14 protein-coding genes and 2 pseudogenes are annotated in these 16,597 nt (G+C 59.4%); 4 read left to right on the top strand and 12 right to left on the bottom strand.

Features of this window, described 5'->3' with window-relative positions; genetic code table 11:
* Window positions 1-342 (top strand): annotated as a pseudogene (locus ACRXB1_RS13230) (hypothetical protein); the annotation flags it as partial.
* On the opposite strand, the gene ACRXB1_RS13225 reads toward ACRXB1_RS13230, so the two are convergent.
* Genes ACRXB1_RS13225 through ACRXB1_RS13210 form a run of 4 tightly spaced genes read right to left on the bottom strand, consistent with a single transcriptional unit; the run spans window position 276 to window position 3,661 of the window.
* Window positions 276-776, bottom strand: a complete 501-nt coding sequence (locus ACRXB1_RS13225; RefSeq protein ID WP_062003589.1) for a thioesterase family protein — start codon at window positions 774-776, stop codon at window positions 276-278. The pseudogene ACRXB1_RS13230 and the gene ACRXB1_RS13225 sit on opposite strands and share 67 nt — an antisense overlap.
* A gap of 10 nt (window positions 777-786) precedes the next feature.
* Complete coding sequence (locus tag ACRXB1_RS13220) at window positions 787-1,734, bottom strand: L-carnitine dehydrogenase (RefSeq protein ID WP_449492247.1); 948 nt, start codon at window positions 1,732-1,734, stop codon at window positions 787-789.
* Between the two features lie 26 nt (window positions 1,735-1,760).
* Window positions 1,761-2,690 (bottom strand): BKACE family enzyme, encoded by a 930-nt coding sequence (locus ACRXB1_RS13215; RefSeq protein WP_062172012.1) that lies wholly within the window; start codon window positions 2,688-2,690, stop codon window positions 1,761-1,763.
* A 14-nt stretch (window positions 2,691-2,704) separates the two neighbouring features.
* On the bottom strand, window positions 2,705-3,661 hold the full coding sequence (locus ACRXB1_RS13210) for a choline ABC transporter substrate-binding protein (protein WP_375508573.1): 957 nt from the start codon (window positions 3,659-3,661) through the stop codon (window positions 2,705-2,707).
* A 1,074-nt stretch (window positions 3,662-4,735) separates the two neighbouring features.
* Here ACRXB1_RS13210 and ACRXB1_RS13205 point away from each other — a divergent pair.
* Window positions 4,736-5,719, top strand: a complete 984-nt coding sequence (locus ACRXB1_RS13205; protein WP_062003585.1) for a GlxA family transcriptional regulator — start codon at window positions 4,736-4,738, stop codon at window positions 5,717-5,719.
* 5 nt (window positions 5,720-5,724) lie between these two features.
* Here the strand turns inward: ACRXB1_RS13205 and ACRXB1_RS13200 are convergent, their stop codons facing one another.
* From ACRXB1_RS13200 to betC, 3 genes are all read right to left on the bottom strand, one after another.
* Window positions 5,725-6,873 (bottom strand): porin, encoded by a 1,149-nt coding sequence (locus tag ACRXB1_RS13200; protein WP_062172004.1) that lies wholly within the window; start codon window positions 6,871-6,873, stop codon window positions 5,725-5,727.
* 275 nt (window positions 6,874-7,148) lie between these two features.
* The gene (locus ACRXB1_RS13195; RefSeq protein ID WP_449492246.1) at window positions 7,149-8,099 is read right to left on the bottom strand and encodes a choline ABC transporter substrate-binding protein; all 951 of its coding nucleotides are present in this window, start codon (window positions 8,097-8,099) and stop codon (window positions 7,149-7,151) included.
* A gap of 39 nt (window positions 8,100-8,138) precedes the next feature.
* Window positions 8,139-9,677, bottom strand: a complete 1,539-nt coding sequence (gene betC / locus ACRXB1_RS13190; RefSeq protein ID WP_449492245.1) for a choline-sulfatase — start codon at window positions 9,675-9,677, stop codon at window positions 8,139-8,141.
* 122 nt (window positions 9,678-9,799) lie between these two features.
* On the opposite strand from betC, the gene ACRXB1_RS13185 reads away from it, so the two are divergent.
* Both ACRXB1_RS13185 and purU read left to right on the top strand, forming a co-directional pair.
* On the top strand, window positions 9,800-10,732 hold the full coding sequence (locus tag ACRXB1_RS13185) for a choline sulfate utilization transcriptional regulator (RefSeq protein WP_449492244.1): 933 nt from the start codon (window positions 9,800-9,802) through the stop codon (window positions 10,730-10,732).
* 129 nt (window positions 10,733-10,861) lie between these two features.
* Window positions 10,862-11,734, top strand: coding sequence for a formyltetrahydrofolate deformylase (gene purU / locus ACRXB1_RS13180; RefSeq protein WP_062172605.1), 873 nt, complete (start codon window positions 10,862-10,864; stop codon window positions 11,732-11,734).
* A gap of 71 nt (window positions 11,735-11,805) precedes the next feature.
* On the opposite strand, the gene ACRXB1_RS13175 is transcribed toward purU, so the two are convergent.
* From ACRXB1_RS13175 to ACRXB1_RS13155, 5 genes and pseudogenes are all read right to left on the bottom strand, one after another.
* A complete protein-coding gene (locus ACRXB1_RS13175; protein WP_062003767.1) occupies window positions 11,806-12,666 on the bottom strand; it encodes a glycine betaine ABC transporter substrate-binding protein in 861 nt (286 codons plus the stop codon).
* A 142-nt stretch (window positions 12,667-12,808) separates the two neighbouring features.
* On the bottom strand, window positions 12,809-14,026 hold the full coding sequence (locus tag ACRXB1_RS13170) for an FAD-binding oxidoreductase (protein ID WP_449492243.1): 1,218 nt from the start codon (window positions 14,024-14,026) through the stop codon (window positions 12,809-12,811).
* 37 nt (window positions 14,027-14,063) lie between these two features.
* Window positions 14,064-15,365 carry an aromatic ring-hydroxylating oxygenase subunit alpha gene (locus tag ACRXB1_RS13165; RefSeq protein WP_062171990.1) on the bottom strand — a complete coding sequence of 434 codons (1,302 nt, stop codon included), beginning with the start codon at window positions 15,363-15,365 and terminating at the stop codon, window positions 14,064-14,066.
* 63 nt (window positions 15,366-15,428) lie between these two features.
* A complete protein-coding gene (locus ACRXB1_RS13160; protein ID WP_449492242.1) occupies window positions 15,429-16,226 on the bottom strand; it encodes an electron transfer flavoprotein subunit beta/FixA family protein in 798 nt (265 codons plus the stop codon).
* Window positions 16,223-16,543: pseudogene (locus ACRXB1_RS13155) on the bottom strand (FAD-binding protein); the annotation flags it as partial. The pseudogene ACRXB1_RS13155 and the gene ACRXB1_RS13160, both read right to left, overlap by 4 nt.
* Window positions 16,544-16,597: the final 54 nt, after the last annotated feature.

Here is a 16,597-nt window from a genome sequence, read left to right as displayed (position 1 = left end):
TCGCATCAGCGTGATACCGGCGGCTTCCATGGCGACATCGGTGCCGGTATCACGCTGATGCGCGGTGACCCGGCGCTGGTGGCGGACGCTATCGATATCGCGCGGCGCACGTATCGCAAGATCCAGCAGAACCTGTTCTGGGCGTTCGTGTACAACCTGATCGGCATTCCACTCGCCGCATTCGGCCTGCTCAACCCGATGCTCGCCGGTGCCGCGATGGCGTTCTCAAGTGTAAGCGTAGTGACGAACGCATTGTTGCTGCGGACCTGGCGCGCTCACGCGGGTTTGGTTCCAGCGGGCGAACGGGATCTGGAAGGCAAGCCGATCACGCGCCCGGCGTAACGCGCCTCCTTGATCGACCCGGCATGCATCTCTTCGATACGGGCGGCAACTTCCGTATCGAAGACTGCCGACTTCGCGCCGTTCGTCATGTCGACGTGCAGCAGCATCTGCTCACTCGCCGAGACGGGCTCGGCGCCCTCGCCTTCGAACATCTCCATGTAGAGGTGGACGCGCTTGGCATCGAATGCAAGCACCGATGCCTCCACGCGAACCGCCGCGCCTTCCTTGATCTCATGCAGATAATTGATGTGCGCCTCGAGTGTGAACAGCGAGCGGCCACGGGCTGCACGGCCCGCTTCATCCAGACCGATGCGGTCCATGAACGCATCGGTGGCGAGGCTGAAGATCAGCATGTAGAACGCGTCACGCAAATGTCCGTTGTAGTCGACCCACTCGGGCCTCACCGTGTCGCGATGGATAGTGCAGTTTTCCATTGATGGCCGCTTAGTCCGTGATGCCGTGGCGCGATTTCGCTTCGGCTATCGCAGTGAGGACGCTCGTGATGCAGTCATCGCGATAACGCTCCAGTTGCTTGATCGAATGCGAACCTTGCTGCTCGGTCGTGCCTTCCACCACGCGGTCGATGAGTTCATCCGTCAGCTTGGGTGCAACCAGTTTGGTCCACGGCAATTCTAGCGCCGGTCCGAATTGCTGCATGAAATGGCGCATGCCGGCCTCTCCACCCGCAAGCGTATAGGTCAGGAACGTGCCCATGAACGACCAGCGGATGCCGGCGCCAAAACGAATGGCGTCATCGATTTCACCGGTCGTCGCCACGCCTTCGTTCACCAGATGCAGCGCTTCGCGCCACAGCGCCTCAAGCAGCCGGTCCGCAATGAACCCCGGCACTTCCTTCCTCACGCGCAACGGGCGCATGCCGATGGATTCATAAAAAGTCGATGCCGCTTTCAACGTTTCTTCAGACGTCTGTTCGCCGCCCAAAACTTCAACGAGCGGCAATAGATAAACCGGATTGAACGGATGGCCGACGATGCAGCGCGACGGGTCCTTTGCCCTCGCGTAGAAGTCCGTTGGCAGCAAGCCTGATGTTGACGAAGCAATGATCGCTTCAGGCTTGGCCGCCTTCGTAACGCGCTCGTGAAGGCTCAGTTTCAGGTCTTCGCGCTCGGGCGCGCTTTCCTGGATGAAGTCGGCGTCGGCGACACATTCCTCGACCGTCTCGAAAAACCGCAACCGTCCCTTCGATGCCCCTTCGGCAAGCCCGACCCGCTCAAGTGCGGGCCAGGCATTGGCCACATTCTTTCTCAACTGCTCCTCGGCGCCCGGCGCCGGGTCCCACGCAACCACGTCAAGTCCGTGCGCCAGTGCCCTCGATACCCATCCGCTTCCGATCACGCCAACGCCCAACGCAGCAAACGTCTTCACTTGCATATACTGGATTCCTTAGTAATCTGAATTCAAGCAAACTGCTCGATCTTGCGACGATCGAGCAAACGTTCGCCGCGTGCGGGGAGCTTGAGTTTCTTGCGGCCTTCGGCAGGCGTCAGCGCACGCCCACCCAGCCGTTCAATGATCTCAACCGCGCGCTGTACGAGCGTCCCGTTGCTCGCGTGCACACCACGATCCAGATACAAGTTGTCTTCCAGTCCGACGCGAACATGACCGCCTAGAAGCATTGCTTGGGCGACCATCGGCATCTGCATCCGGCCGATACCAAAGCCCGCCCACTGCGCGCCCGCCGGCATGTTGTCGACCATCGACTTGAGCGTGCCGACGTCGGCCGGCGCACCCCATGGAATGCCCATGCAAAGCTGGAACAAAGGGGCGTCGTCGAGCAGCCCTTCCTTTTGCATTTGCTTCGCGAACCAGAGATGGCCGGTATCGAAGATCTCGAGTTCGGGCTTCACACCCAGTTCCTGGATGCGTCTTGCACCCGCCCGAAGTTGCGCGGGCGTCGAAACATAAATGGTGTCGCCGTCGCCGAAATTGAGCGTGCCGCAGTCGAGCGTGCAGATCTCCGGCAGCAACTCTTCCACGTGCGCGAGGCGCGTCAATCCACCGACGAGATCCGTGGCGGCGCCGAATTCCATCGGCGACTCGCCTGCGCCGATTTCCAGATCGCCGCCCATACCGGCCGTGAGGTTGATGATCACGTCCACGTCCGATGACCGGATGCGGTCCACGACTTCGCGATACAACGCCGGATCGCGGCTGCCGCGCCCCGTTTTCGGATCGCGGACGTGACAGTGCGCGACTGTTGCGCCTGCATGCGCGGCTTCGATCGCCGCTTCCGCGATCTGTTTCGGTGTGACCGGAATCGCCGGATGTTTGCCGGTGGTGTCACCTGCGCCCGTTACCGCGCACGTCACGATTACTTCGTAGTTCATGTCACGCCGTCCTTTCAAAGGCCAAGATATTGCTTGACTGCCGGCAAGCCATCCTTGCCGTCCACTGTCTTCACGCCCGCAAGCCATGCGTCGAGCACTTGCGGATTTTTCTTCAGATAAGCCTTTGCCGCGTCGGTCGGGCGCTCTTTCGCCATGACGGGAATCATCAACTGGTTCTCGAGTTGCGTTGTGAAGCGAAGATTCGATACGAGCTTTCCGGCGTTCGGGCAACGCGTCAGGAAGTCAGGGTTCGTCAGCGTGTAGACGCGCGCTTCGCCGTAGTTCGGACCGAAGACTTCGTCGCCGCCGGCGAGGTAATTCATCTTGACCTGGATGTTCATGGGATGCGGTTCCCAGCCGACGAACACGACCCATTTCTTGTCGCGGACTGCGCGATCGACCGTGACCAGCATGCCCGCTTCGCTCGATTGCACGAGCTTGAAACCGCCGAGTCCGAACTGGTTGGTATCGATCATCTTCTGGATTTGCGCGTTCGCGCTGCTGCCCGGTTCGATGCCGTAGATCTTGCCGTCGAGTTCATCCTTATGCTTCGCGATATCCTGGAACGTCTTCAGGCCCGCGTCGTATTCATAGCTAGGCACGGCGAGCGTGGCTTTTGCGCCGGAGAGATTGGGCGGATCGAGTTTGTCGATGGCTTTCGAATCGATGAACGGCTGTACCACCTTTTCCTGCACTGGCCACCAGTATCCGAGCGATACATCGATCTGCTTGCTTTTGAGGCCTGCCAGCGAGATGGGGACCGAGGCGACGGTGACTTTGGGGTTGTAGCCCAGGCCTTCGAATACCACCGATGCCAGCGCGGTGGTCGACGTGATGTCGGTCCAACCGATATCGACGAAACGGACCGTGTGGCAGGTTGCGTCTTCCTTGCTCTGGGCGGAGGCACCGAATGAAGTCAGCGCGAGAAACAGGCAGGCGAACAGCTTTTTCGTGGCCGGATAGGTGGGCATGGATTTCTGTTCCGATGGGTTCTGGTTGGACTGGGCGGGTTCGGTTCGGTCCCAACTGACCGTGGGTAAAGGTACTGCCGCAGAATACCGCTGAGGCGACCGGTTGCGACCGGGTTTTGACCATGTGCGACCAAGGGGGGGCGTTCGCACTGTTTTTTTGGGGGGGCGGGGTTGGCGGGGGCGGGGCGGGGTCTATGCCGGGTTGCTGCTCTTCAGGCTACCGCGCGTTCATTGCTATCTGATTTTTTTAGCACTTTTAGCCACTGTCCGTGGCGGGACTTCATTTCTTTTTCCAACGGCGAAAAAGAAACGAAGCAAAGAAAACGCCTCTCCACCGACGGCACATAAGTGTCCCGAGCGTGCAGTGACAACTGTTTGGTACTTCACAAGAACGCTCGACGCCGGAGTTCAGAACACTTGAAACCCTCCCCCTCCGTAATCGGCAACCCACACGCTTCGCCACCAGTGTGGGAATCCGTTAATGAGGCTTCCGCGCTGCGCGCGCTGACGCCCAAACGACGAGCTTGGCTGTACTGGTTCCGTTGTGCCCGCGCGAGCCTGAGACCACCGGTGGCGATGTCTCGGCAAGTTCAGGATGCTGTAGCGCCGTCACGTGCTCAACCCGTTGTTTACTTGGGCCAGGTTTCCGTATTGACTGCCACAATTACTGGTGGCGAAGCGTGTGGGTATCTGTTGACGGAGGGGGAGGGTTTCAACTGTTCGTGGTTATGGCGTCGAGCGTTCTTCTGAAGTACCAAACAGTTGTACGTGCACGCTCGGGACACTTAAGAATTAGCGGTTGGAAGGCGTTTTCTTTGCTTCGTTTCTTTTTCGCCGTTGGAAAAAGAAATGAAGTCCCGCCACGGACAGTGGCTAATAGTGCTAAAAAAATCAGATAGCAACGAACGCGCGGTAGCCTAAAAAGCAGCAACCCGGCCTCAACCCCGACCCAACCCCGACCCAGCCCCGAGAAACCCCGCCCCGCCCCGCCCCGCCCTCCGGAAACCTCCCCATTGCGCCAGCAATTTCCACTTGCTACCTTCCCCGGTCAGACCGGAAAAAAACCCACCCTCGATGCCACCGACCGAAAACTTTCACTTCCTGCTGCTACCGGAGTTTTCCTCCATCGGCTTCATGTCGGCGATCGAACCGCTGCGCGTGGCAAACCGCTTTCGCGGCGAACTGTATCGCTGGCATATTCTAAGCATCGACGGCGGCCCGGTCTGCGCCAGCAACGGCATCTCCCTGAACGCCGAATGCGCCCTCGCCGACGTCAAATCAGCTCAGAACGTGATCGTGGTCGCCGGGTTCAACCCGCTCGACCAATACTCCCGCGAACTCGCCGAATGGCTCCGCAAGTTGGACCGCGCAGGCACAACGCTCGGCGGTATCGATACAGGCAGCTTCATCCTCGCCGAAGCCGGCCTCCTTCAGCACGAACGCGTGACCTTGCACTGGGAAGCGGCATCGGCGTTTCAGGAACGCTATCCATCGCTGGCGGTAAGCCAGGAGCTGTTCGAAATCGATGCACGGCGCATCACGTGCGCGGGCGGCACCGCTTCCATCGATTTGATGCTGGATCTGATCGGCCGCCGCCACGGCGCGGAACTCGCCGCGCAGGTGTCCGAGCAATTCGTGCTCGGCCGTATCCGGCAGCGTTCGGATCATCAGCGCATGGAGATCGCGGCGCGCTACGGCATCCACAATCGCAAGCTGATTCAAGTAATCGGCGTGATGGAACAGCACATGGAGGAACCACTGTCGCCAGATGCACTGGCAGAGGAAATCGGTGTGACGCGGCGTCAGCTCGAACGCCTCTTCTGCTCGGCGCTGAAAGACACACCGACACATTTTTATCTCGGGCTGCGCCTGGCGCGTGCCCGGGAGTTGCTGCAGCAAACCGATATGTCGATCACGACGGTTTGCGTGGCGTGCGGCTTCGAATCACCATCGCATTTCTCGCGCACTTATCGCACGCGCTTTGGTTCAAGCCCGCGACAGGACCGCGCTTCGCCACGCGCGGCGGTCCCGCTTCAGGATACCGCCGCGCTGGCTTGATCGATCTAGAACGAGTGACGCAAGCCGATACGAACGTCGCTTTGCGTATTCGATGTCGATGGCGTGAAGCTATAGCCAATGACCGCATCCACTCCGTTCGATGCCCTCAGATAGTCGCCCGAGATGTAAAGATCGGTACGCTTGGACAAGAGGTAATGCAGCGCAAGCGAACCCATGTTCCACTTGTGTCCTTCGAAAGCCGTGAACTGATAACCGCCGTAAAGAATAAGCGCCGGCGTGAAGTTATAGGACGCACCGCCTTCGCCCACATGCATGTGCGATGACTGTCCAAAACCCTTGATGGTCGTGTACGTATAGTTGCCGAGCAGCATCAGGTTTCCGAACGCATACGACGAACCGATGCCGTAAGTCGCCTGGCTATCGACGGCAAGGGGAGTGCTGCTGAACAGGTCGTTGACCGCGCCGGTCGCCGGGTCCACGGTCGCAACGGTCTGGCCGAGGAAGGTCTTCGTGCCGATCATCGCGTAGGGATCGAATGCGTAGATGCCGTTCGGGTTGTTCAGGCGTGTATAGGCCGTGCCAATGGTGAAATCGCCGTGCGCATAATGCGCGCCCGCGCTGTACGCGCTTTGCTGATGAAAGTTTCCCGACACATTGCCGAACGAATACATGCCGCCAAATGTGAGGCCGCTGATATTGGGCGACATGTACTTGATCGCGTTCGGCAAACGGTCGCCGTTCATCCGGTCGAAGTCGCCCTGGTGGATCGCGTAGCCGCTCGCGAACGAGGAAATGTTGTAGCCCTCCATGAACTCGTTGGTCATGTCGAGCTGGTTACCCAGCGATATTGTCCCCCACTGGCTCTGCAAGCCAACGTATGCCTGGCGTCCGAACTCGGCGCCACCAAACGCGTATTTGCCGGTGCCGATATGAAAACCTGATTCAAGTGCGAAAATCGCCTTCAATCCGCCGCCGAGATCTTCAACGCCCTTGAAGCCCAGCCGGTTGCCGTACGAGATGCCGTCCTCGAACCTGAAGGCGTGCGAACCGCCCGTGTTGTTCACGTAGGTGATACCCGCATCCAGAATGCCGTACAGGGTCACGCTGCCTTGCGCGTGGACCACGGCGGGTGCGGATACGGCGCTTGCGCTCAATGCAAGGGCCGCCAGCTTTGCGGCATTTCGCTTCTTCATCGTTGATTCTCCCTGATACCCGTGTTTGCTCGTTCGTTGGATAAAGCGTGTCCCGCGCTGCTCCAGCGAAGCCGCCACGAAAGCCGGCGCCGCGCAACGCTTTCCGCTCGATTTTTATTGCAGAGACTGGCTTGGTACGGTGATCTGAAGCTTGTGACGCCGGCGCCTGCTGCGGTACTTTCCGATGCAGGAACCAGCCATGCAAAAGTACGAGTCCATATTTACCGGGGCTCGACGGTTTGCGACGCAAACCTGCCTATGTGCGACGTGTGTTGTTATTTGGAGCCAAGCGCGGTTTGTACGGCTTGCAAACCATTTCCGCCTGCGGCGGTGGTCACGCCATCGAGCCAGCCCTTCACGACATCGGGATTGCGCTTGAGCGCCGCTGTGGCAGCGGTGTCAATGTTGGTCTTGTTTTCCAGCACGTCCGTGATGATCCCGTTCTCGAGGTCGACGTTGAAGGTCATCTGCTTCAAGAGGCGTCCAACGTTAGGGCATTCGCCGATATACCCGGTCCGTGCAACTGTGTTTACCGTCGCGCCGCCGAAGTTCGGACCGAAGTATTTGTCGCCGCCATCAAGGTAAGTGAGATGGAACTTCGTGTTCATCAGATGCGGTTCCCATGCGAGGAACACGATCCATTTCTTCTCGCGGACAGCGCGTTCGACTTGCGTGAGCATGCCGGTCTCGCTCGACTCGACGAGCTTCCAGCCGTTGAGTCCGAAAGCCTTTTCATCGACCATCTTCTTGATGTTCTGGTTCGCCGGCGCACCCGGTTCAATGCCGTAGATCTTGCTTTCGAACTTGTCCGCGTTCTTCTGCAAATCGGCGAACGTATGGACGCCGGCCGCTGCCACATAGTCGGGAACCGCGAGTGTGAACTTGGCGTTGGTCAGGTTCGGATGCACGACCTCGATCGATTTTTCATCGACGAAAGGTTTGACCATCGGTGCTTGCGCAGGCATCCAGTTGCCCAGGAACGCGTCGATCTGCCCTTTCTTCAAACCCTGGTAGGTGATCGGCACCGAGAGATTCGACACGGTCTGCTTGTAGCCCAATGCCTTCAGCACGACGCCGGCCATGGCGTTGGTTGCATCGATATCGGTCCAGCCCGGGTCCGCCATCCTCACCTGCAAGCAGCTTTGAGGCTCGGCCGCAATCACCGATCCGACGGATACGCATAGCGCTGCGATGCAGAATAATGCTTGTTTGAAGGGCTTTTTCATGGTGGCTTCCTGTGGGTGTGTTTTTATGCGAGCACTTGTTTATTTTTTGACAGCGGGGAAACGTGCCATCGCTTCGAGCGTGTCCAGGTCGATGTGATTGCGCATGTAACGCTGGCTGGCATCGACTGACGGCTGCCAGTCCCACGACTCGATCACGCCCTGCGTGGTGGCGTCGAAATGGAATTGACGGCGGCGCTGGCTCTGTACGACTTCCTCCCGCAGCTTTACCAGGTCCCAACGCTGCGCGATTTCCTTGACGAACGCAGCGACCCGCTCCGCATGTTCCGGATGCGTCGCGAGGTTCGTTCGTTCCAGCGGATCGGCAGTGACGTTGAAGAGCTGGTCGGGGTCGGCCGGCGTATGGATGAACTTGAAATCGCCGCGACGCAACATGACGATGGGCGCAATCGCGCCTTCGGCAAGGTACTCGCCGATGGCTTCATCGTGCGCCCCGGAGTCGCCGCGAAGATGCGGCACGAGGCTTTGACCATCGAGCGTGTCGGGCCACGCGGGCCGTGCCGAACCGCGGCCGAGCTCAACGAGCGTTGGCAGCAAGTCGAGATGCGAGACCGAAGCCTTCACGTGACCCGCCTCGAATTGCCCGGGCGCATGCACGATCAGCGGCACGCGGCAACCGCCCTCGAAGAACGTCATCTTGTACCAAAGGCCGCGTTCGCCCAGCATCTCGCCATGATCGGACGTCACGATGACGATGGTGTCATCAGCCATGCCGGACTGATCGAGCGCTTCGAGGATCGCGCCGAACTGGGCGTCGACGTAAGAAATCGCGCCGTAATACGCGTGACGCGCATTGCGGATCTGCTGATCGGTCGGCGGCGTCTTGTCGGTTTCGCAGACATGGCGAAGGCGCTTTGAATGCGGATCGGCGGCGTCCAGCGTGTCGCGATACGAAGGCATCTGGATGTCTTCATCGCGATACATGTCCCAGTACTTCTGCGGAATCGCGTAAGGATCGTGCGGATGCGTCAGGGAAGCCACCACGCAAAACGGCCGCGCATCTTTGCCGGCTTGCCGCTCACGCGCTATATCGAACAGCTTCTGGCGCGTGGTATAGGTGACTTCATCGTCAAAATCGAGCTGGTTGGTACGCACGCAAGGACCTGCATCAATAACCGAACTCATGTTGTGATACCAGCTCGGGCGGGTCTCGAAGTCATCCCAGTTCGGCGTCCAGCCAAAGTCGGCGGGATAGATGTCCGTGGTCAGGCGCTCTTCAAAGCCATGCAACTGGTCGGGACCGCAGAAATGCATCTTCCCCGAAAGAACGGTCCTGTACCCCTCGGCACGCAGGTAATGCGCGAACGTCAATGTTTGCGATGGAAATTCGGCGGCGTTATCGTAGGCACCTATGTTGGACGGCAACTTCCCGGACAAGAATGAAAAACGCGACGGCGCGCAAAGCGGGCTCGCGCAATAGGCGGAATCGAACACCACGCCGCGCGCCGCGAGCGCGTCCATGTTCGGGGTTTTTGTCGCATGATGACCATAGGCCGATAACGCGAACGGCGTCATCTGGTCGGCCATCAGGATGAGGATATTTTGTCTTGGCTTAAGCATCGGGGCGAGGCTCGAATAGAATCGGAAGGTGGAACGCTGGCACACTGCATCGCGTATCACTATTGCCGTTCAAATCGCGGCTGTGAAGAGAGCAAAACGTTATGAGCTCATAAGGGGCACTTATGTCGAGACAGGATCGTTTGCCGCCAATGCAGGCGTTATCCATGTTCGAGTCCGCCGCGCGTCTCGCCAGTTTTACGGCGGCCGCGCGTGAGCTCGGCTCCACGCAGCCGGCCGTCAGCCAGCGCGTGGTGCAGCTCGAAGAGAATCTCGGCGCGCCGCTCTTCGAGCGTGGGCATCGCGGCGTGACGTTGACCGAAGACGGCGTGCGCCTCTTCGAAGCGGTGCGCCAGAGTCTCGAAACCATTCGCATCGCCACGAACGATATCCGCGCGCGTCATGCCGCACCTTCGCAGCAGTCGCTCAACCTTCTGACCGACTTCGGCTTTGCGACATACTGGTTGATGCCAAGGCTCTCGCAATTCAAGGCGCTCATGCCTGACGTCGATGTAAGGATCACCACCGCGCAAGACGTCCTGGCGGCGGAGCACGATCATGCGGATATCGTGATCGGCTTCGGCCACGTTGCCATGAACTGGCCCGGGCGCGGCGCACTCAAGCTGTTTCCGGAACAGGTCACGCCCGTATGCAGCCCCGCGTTTCTCGCGCGGCATGGCAAACCGGTAAGACCATCAGACCTGAGCGAATGGCCGTTGTTGCACCTTGAACCGACGAATCCGGAACGATGGCTTTCATGGCACGGATGGTTCGCAGCGCACGGGCTGACCGCGCCGCCCGCGCATCGCGGCATTACATTCAACAGCTACGGCTTCGTAGCGCACGCCGCGATCATGGGCCAGGGCGTGGCCCTCGGATGGGCGCCGCTCGTGGACGAACTCATCGCAAGCGGGCAACTGGTACAACTATTCGATAGACCAGTCATGACCGATGGCGGATATCTGCTCAGCTCACCGCGCGCACAAACAACGGCAGTTTGCGCATTCCGCGACTGGCTGCTGGCCGAGTGCGGCCTGGCTTCCCATACCCCCGCTTGACGCTCCGATACCATCATCACGGCGCATAACTTCTAGCCGCAGTCCTGTGCGGTTTGCTCTACTGCGAAGTACACGCGCTGCCTTCGCGGCGCTGCCCTTTGCAGAGTGGAGAACCGCATGTCCAGCGATATGGCGTCTATAGCCCAACCCCATCGACTCGTGCTCACGGTCGCTTGCCCAAGCGCCGCGGGCCAGGTTGCAGCCGTGGTCGGCTTCCTCGACCGGCACAACTATTACGTCGATGAACTCACCGTCTTCGACGACGACCTCAGCCAGCGATTTTTCGTGCGCTGCGTTTTCCACGGCGTGGATCGCGATGAAACGCTGCAGATCGCCGCGCTGCAGCAGGAATTCGCGCCCATCGCCGAGCGTTTTTCGATGACCTGGGCCATCCATAACGTCGATGCGCGGCCCAAGGTGCTGATTTTGGTGTCGAAGCTTGAGCATTGCCTTGCGGACTTGCTGTTCCGCTGGCGCATGGGTGAGCTGAAGATGGATATCGTGGGGATCGGGTCGAACCATCGTGACCTTGAACCGCTTGCAATCCAGCATGGCTTGCCGTTTCATCATCTCCCCGTCACCGCCGATACCAAACCGCAGCAGGAAGCGCGCTTGCTCGACCTGTTCGACACGTCCGGCGCCGAGCTGATGATTCTCGCGCGCTACATGCAGATCCTCTCAGGCGAGACAAGCCGCAAGCTCGCCGCACGCGCGATCAACATCCATCATTCGTTTCTGCCCGGATTCAAGGGCGCAAAGCCTTACCATCAGGCGCACACGCGTGGCGTCAAGCTGATCGGCGCGACCGCGCATTTCGTGACCGATGATCTGGATGAAGGTCCGATCATCGAACAGGTGGTCGAACGCGTGGACCATTCATACAAGCCGGAGCGCTTGCTTGCGACCGGACGCGATGTGGAATGCATCACGCTCGCGCGGGCGGTGAAGGCGTTTATCGAGCGGCGGGTGTTTATCAACGGCGATCGGACGGTCGTGCTGTAGTCGTTTCGATCTACCAATAAAAAACGCCGCTTGAATCAAGCGGCGTTTCTCGTTGAAGCGTTAGAACGAATTTACTTCGTCCAGCTCGACACACGGTCCGCGTGTGCGTTCACCCACGCATCCGCAGCAGCGGCCGGTTTTGCGCCGTTCGTGGTCGCGAGCATGACACTGTCGATCTCACCCGGTTTCCACTGGAACTTCTTCAAGAATGCGACCACTGTCGGTGCCTTCGTCTCAAGTCCCGGATTGATCACGCTGTCCACGTGCTCGGATTCGCCGAACACCTTCTTCGGATCTTCAAGGAACTTCAGTTTGTACTTCGCGAACATCCAGTGTGGCTTCCAGCCTGTCACGATGATCGGCTTCTTCGCGTTCTCGGCACGCGCCAGTTCCGCTGTCATCGCACTGCCCGAGCTTGGCATCAGCGTGTAGTCGAGGTTATAGGCCTTGATTGCTTCGGATGTCTTCGACATCACGCCCGCGCCAGCATCGATGCCCACGATCCGTCCGCCGAAATCCGCTTTCTTCGCTTCGAGGTCCGTAAGGCTCGTGACCGGCGCATCTTCCGGAACGATCAAGCCGATCTTCGCATCAGGAAAGTTCACACCGACGTCGACGACCTTCGTCTTGAAGTTTTCCCAGTACGCGCCGTGCGTGACCGGCAACCATGCCGACAAGGTTGCATCGAGGTCGCCGCGCGCCACGCCCTGCCACATCACACCCGCTGCCACGGGCACGAGCTGCACGGGATAACCCAGCTTCTTCTCGATGATCTGCGCCGCCACGTTCGACGTCGCCACGCTGTCATCCCAGCCTTCCACATAACCGATCTTGATGGTCGGTTTTGCATCGGCGGCGATGGCGGACACACTGGCTGCGGCCAACGCTGCGCTCATCGCGCTTAATACCACTAGCTTCTTGATCAGTTTCATTGTCTTCTCCCCTTCGCGGTACACACTATTGAGGCTTTAGAATCACTGGCCAGAAATACGCCGACTGGTTTTTTTTCGACACCCAGTTGTCCGGATGCGACCTCGTTTTATCCCGGTGCGTCGCCGGTCCTGATGAATACCCTTACTTGTCTACAACAAGATCGGTCAGAGGCTTGCTGCAGCACAAAAGCACCATGCCCTGATCGATTTCCCGCTGACGAATGCCGCCGTTGTGCTTCATCTGCACTTCGCCGGAAATCAACTTGACCTTGCACGTGCCGCACATGCCCTGAGTGCAGGATGCCGGCAGACGGACGCCGGATTTCTTCGCCGCATCGAGCACATGTTGTCCGCTGCCGCATTCAATCTCGCGATTGCTTTTGGCGAAGCTGACCTTGAACGTGGTTTCAACGGGCGCGGCGATTGGTTCGAATTCGGGCACCGGCGCGAAGCCGATCGCCGTTTCACGTGCTTCGGCGAACGTTTCGTGAGACCGCAAAGCATCGGCGACATGCGCCGTCGTGAGTTCGGCCGCAACCTCGGCGATTGTCTCGAATGAGAAGCTTTCCTCGTGATAATGCTTAATATCGAAGCCGCCTTCCGCCAGGAGATCGCGCACGGCTTTCATATACGGCGCCGGACCACACGTGAAGATTTCGCGCTCCATGAAGTCCGGCGCGATGAGCTTGAGCAAGGGCAACGTCAGGAAACCGGTCACACCCGGCCAGTTCGTTCTCGCGCCGACGCGTTCGCACACGAAGGCAGCCCGGAAATTCGCCTGGTTCGCCGCGATCAGGTCGAGCTCGCGTGCAAAAATGATGTCGTCCGGTGTGCGGGCGCTATGCAGGAACACGATGTCACGATCTTCACCCAGTTCATGATGCGCGCGGCTCATGGACATCAGAGGCGTGACCCCCGATCCCGCCGATAAAAACAGAAACTTGCGCGCCGGATGCCGCGCGCAGGTAAATTCACCGGCGGGTCCCAGCACGCGAACCTTGCCACCGGTCTGCAGGTTATCGTGAAGCCAGTTCGAAACCTTTCCGCCCGGCACGCGCTTCACCGTAATCGAGATGGTATGCGGCCGTGTGGGAGGCGACGAAATGGTGTAGCAGCGATTGATCGACTCGCCGTCTATCTCGAGTTCAAGCGTAATGAACTGGCCCGGTTCGAAAACAAAGGTCCGCTCATTCGGCGCGCGAAAGAAAAAACTCTTTACGTCATGCGTTTCCTGACGCACGTGGCAGCAGACGAGTGTGTCGTCGGTATCGCTGTCCCAGCGCGCCGGAAGCTTGCCCCAGAACTCGGGCTGGGTGACTCGGTTCGGGGCGGGCTCGAACGTCGCCTGATCGCGCATCATCTGTTTCTCCGCTTAAGACCTGAGTGCCGCGTTGTAATCAACGCTTGAACGACACGACTTTCTCGCCGTGCGAAGACGGCACGACCGCTTCATCCGGCGTATTCGCGTAGTCTTCGAGACGCCCGATATACCACTCGCAAAACTTCTCCACGAGGCCTTCGGTGAAAGGCGAATAAGGACCCGGCTCATATGCGCTGCTGGTCACGCCGAGCTGCGAAAATTCAACCAGCGCGCGGTCCTGATCGTTGGTCGCGCGCCAGACGGCCGTGAGGTTATCCACGTTGTAATCGATACCTTCGCGCGCATCCTTGTTCACCAGCCACTTGGTGCGCACGAGCGTTTCACCCGCTGACAGCGGAATCACCGAGAAGCTTACGATGTGATCGCTCATGAAGTGATGCCATGAGTTCGGTTGCGTCCAGAACGACAGGCCGCCGAGATCCGCTTGCTCGAAACCGCCCAGGAGCTTTGTCGATGCAACCTTGGCGTCCATGGTCTGCGACTCGCCGCTGCGATCGAGCGGCAGGCGTTGCGTACGAAAGCCAGTGACGAGGTCTGCGAGTCGATCGATCTCCTTCGACGGCAGGTTCATCGCTTCCCATTGCTTCGTGCGCTCTTCAACGGTCTTGTCGAACGCGGCCATTGCTTCTTCATTATCGGCGGAACGTTGATAACCAAAGCCGTATTCGTAGAGCGAGATGGTCAGTTCAGGATGGTTCGCGACGCAGTGATAGCACTCGCGGTTGTTCTCCATCGTGAGCTTCCAGTTACCCTTTTCAATGATGTCGATCGAAGCCGCGACCTTGCAATTGGCAAGACCATGCGGCAGCAGATAAGGTTCCATCGACGCACGCAGCACCGCGAAATCGGCAGGCGGCGTTTCTGCGAGGCAGATGAAAATCAGCCCGGCAAGGTTCTCGAGATGGACCTTCTTCAAACTGTGCTTGCATTTGTCGAACTGCTCGCCCATATGCTCGGCGAACATCAGATCGCCGTTCAGGTTGTAGGTCCAGCTATGGTACGGACACACGATATTCCCAAGCGAACCCTTTTCCGAACTGCACAGACGCGCGCCACGATGGCGGCAAACGTTATGAAATGCACGGATCTGCATGTCGTCGTCGCGCACGATCAAAATGGAATCGTTGCCGAGTTCCACTGTCATGTAGTCGCCCGCTTCCGGCACATCCGGCTCGACCGCAACCTGAATCCAGTGCTTGCGGAAGATCACGTCCATGTCCAGTGCGTGAATTTCCTCGCTCGCGTAGAACGGCGCTTCGAGCGTGTGGCCCTTCTTGCGGCGTTCGATCATTGCACGAACGTCAGCGGAAACTTTCATCGTGTACTCCGAGTTTTGGTGCCCCGTGCGACCTTGAACGCGCGGGAAATTTCATATGGCAAATCAATAATCCACGAGTTGATGCTCGCGCAAATACGCCAGGATCACTTGTGCTTTTTCGACGGAAGTCCCTTCAATTACGACGCTTCCGCCGCGGCTTTCAGTCGTCGTCGCGGAGAGCATGCGCGCGTGTCCCGAGCGTTTCTCAGCAGCGGCCAGACGGACCGGTTTCGCGGTCGCGGGTTTGATGGACCAAGCCGTGTTGTCCGACGCGCTGGCGGCGCTCACCAGCACCTTTTCGATGGAACCTTCGCGCAGCTTTGCGTACGCGTAGCGCGGCGTGGCGTTGGCCATCGGATGCACGGCGATCAGCGCCGGAAGCTTCGCCTGCACGCGGCGGCGCAAACCTTTCGGCAGGAATTGCCGGACCGTCACGTGGTCCGCTTCGACCTCGATGTCCACCGCGGACGCAAGCAACGGCATGTCGAGGGCGTCGGCAAGTTGATACGGCAACATGCCGCTGTCCTGCGTGCCTTCCGCGCGTGTGCCGGTGAGAATAAGGTCGTAGCCCTTCAGGCGAACGCTCAATGACGGCGCTATTTCATCACCCTCGGCCACCGAGAGCACTTCGACTTTCGCCGCGCCCAGCGCGAGGTATTCGCGCAGCGCCGCGTTCGTGGGGTCGCCGGCGTGGATCACGTCGAGCGTCGCGTGATGTCTTGCGGCAAGCGATGTGGCGAGGGTCAGCGCAGCGGCGTCGTTGCGGCTATAGCGCTGAGTGCCACTCACGGGATGACGGCCAACCGATACGAGCACCGCGATTCGCGCCGCGCGTTTCGCCGTCGATGCGTTGGAGTTCATGCGAGCGCTCCTTCCAGCTTTGCTGCGTTCGGCACATTGCTGCCGTGCGCAGCCATCGCGCCAGGATTTGCACGTGCGCTGCGTGCTGCGGCGGCGGCATCGGTCAGTGCTGCAATCGTTTCGGCCGCGTCGCCGATGATCGTGAGGTTCGCGCGTTTTGCTATCGGAGCACTGGCGTCGAGGTTCACTGCAATCACGTGGCGGCAATCCTTGATGCCCTGCAAATGCTGCACGGCGCCCGAGATCCCAAAGGCGATATAGATGCTTGCATCAACGGTCTTGCCTGTCGCGCCGATCTGTTTATCGCGCGGCAGTCGGCGCGAGCCGCGTTGCCGTGGACGACGGCAAATTCCCGCGCGATAAACAGATCA

The sequence above is a fragment of the Caballeronia sp. M23-90 genome (genome assembly GCF_053574605.1).
This window is presented reverse-complemented; position numbering and strand designations above follow the sequence as displayed.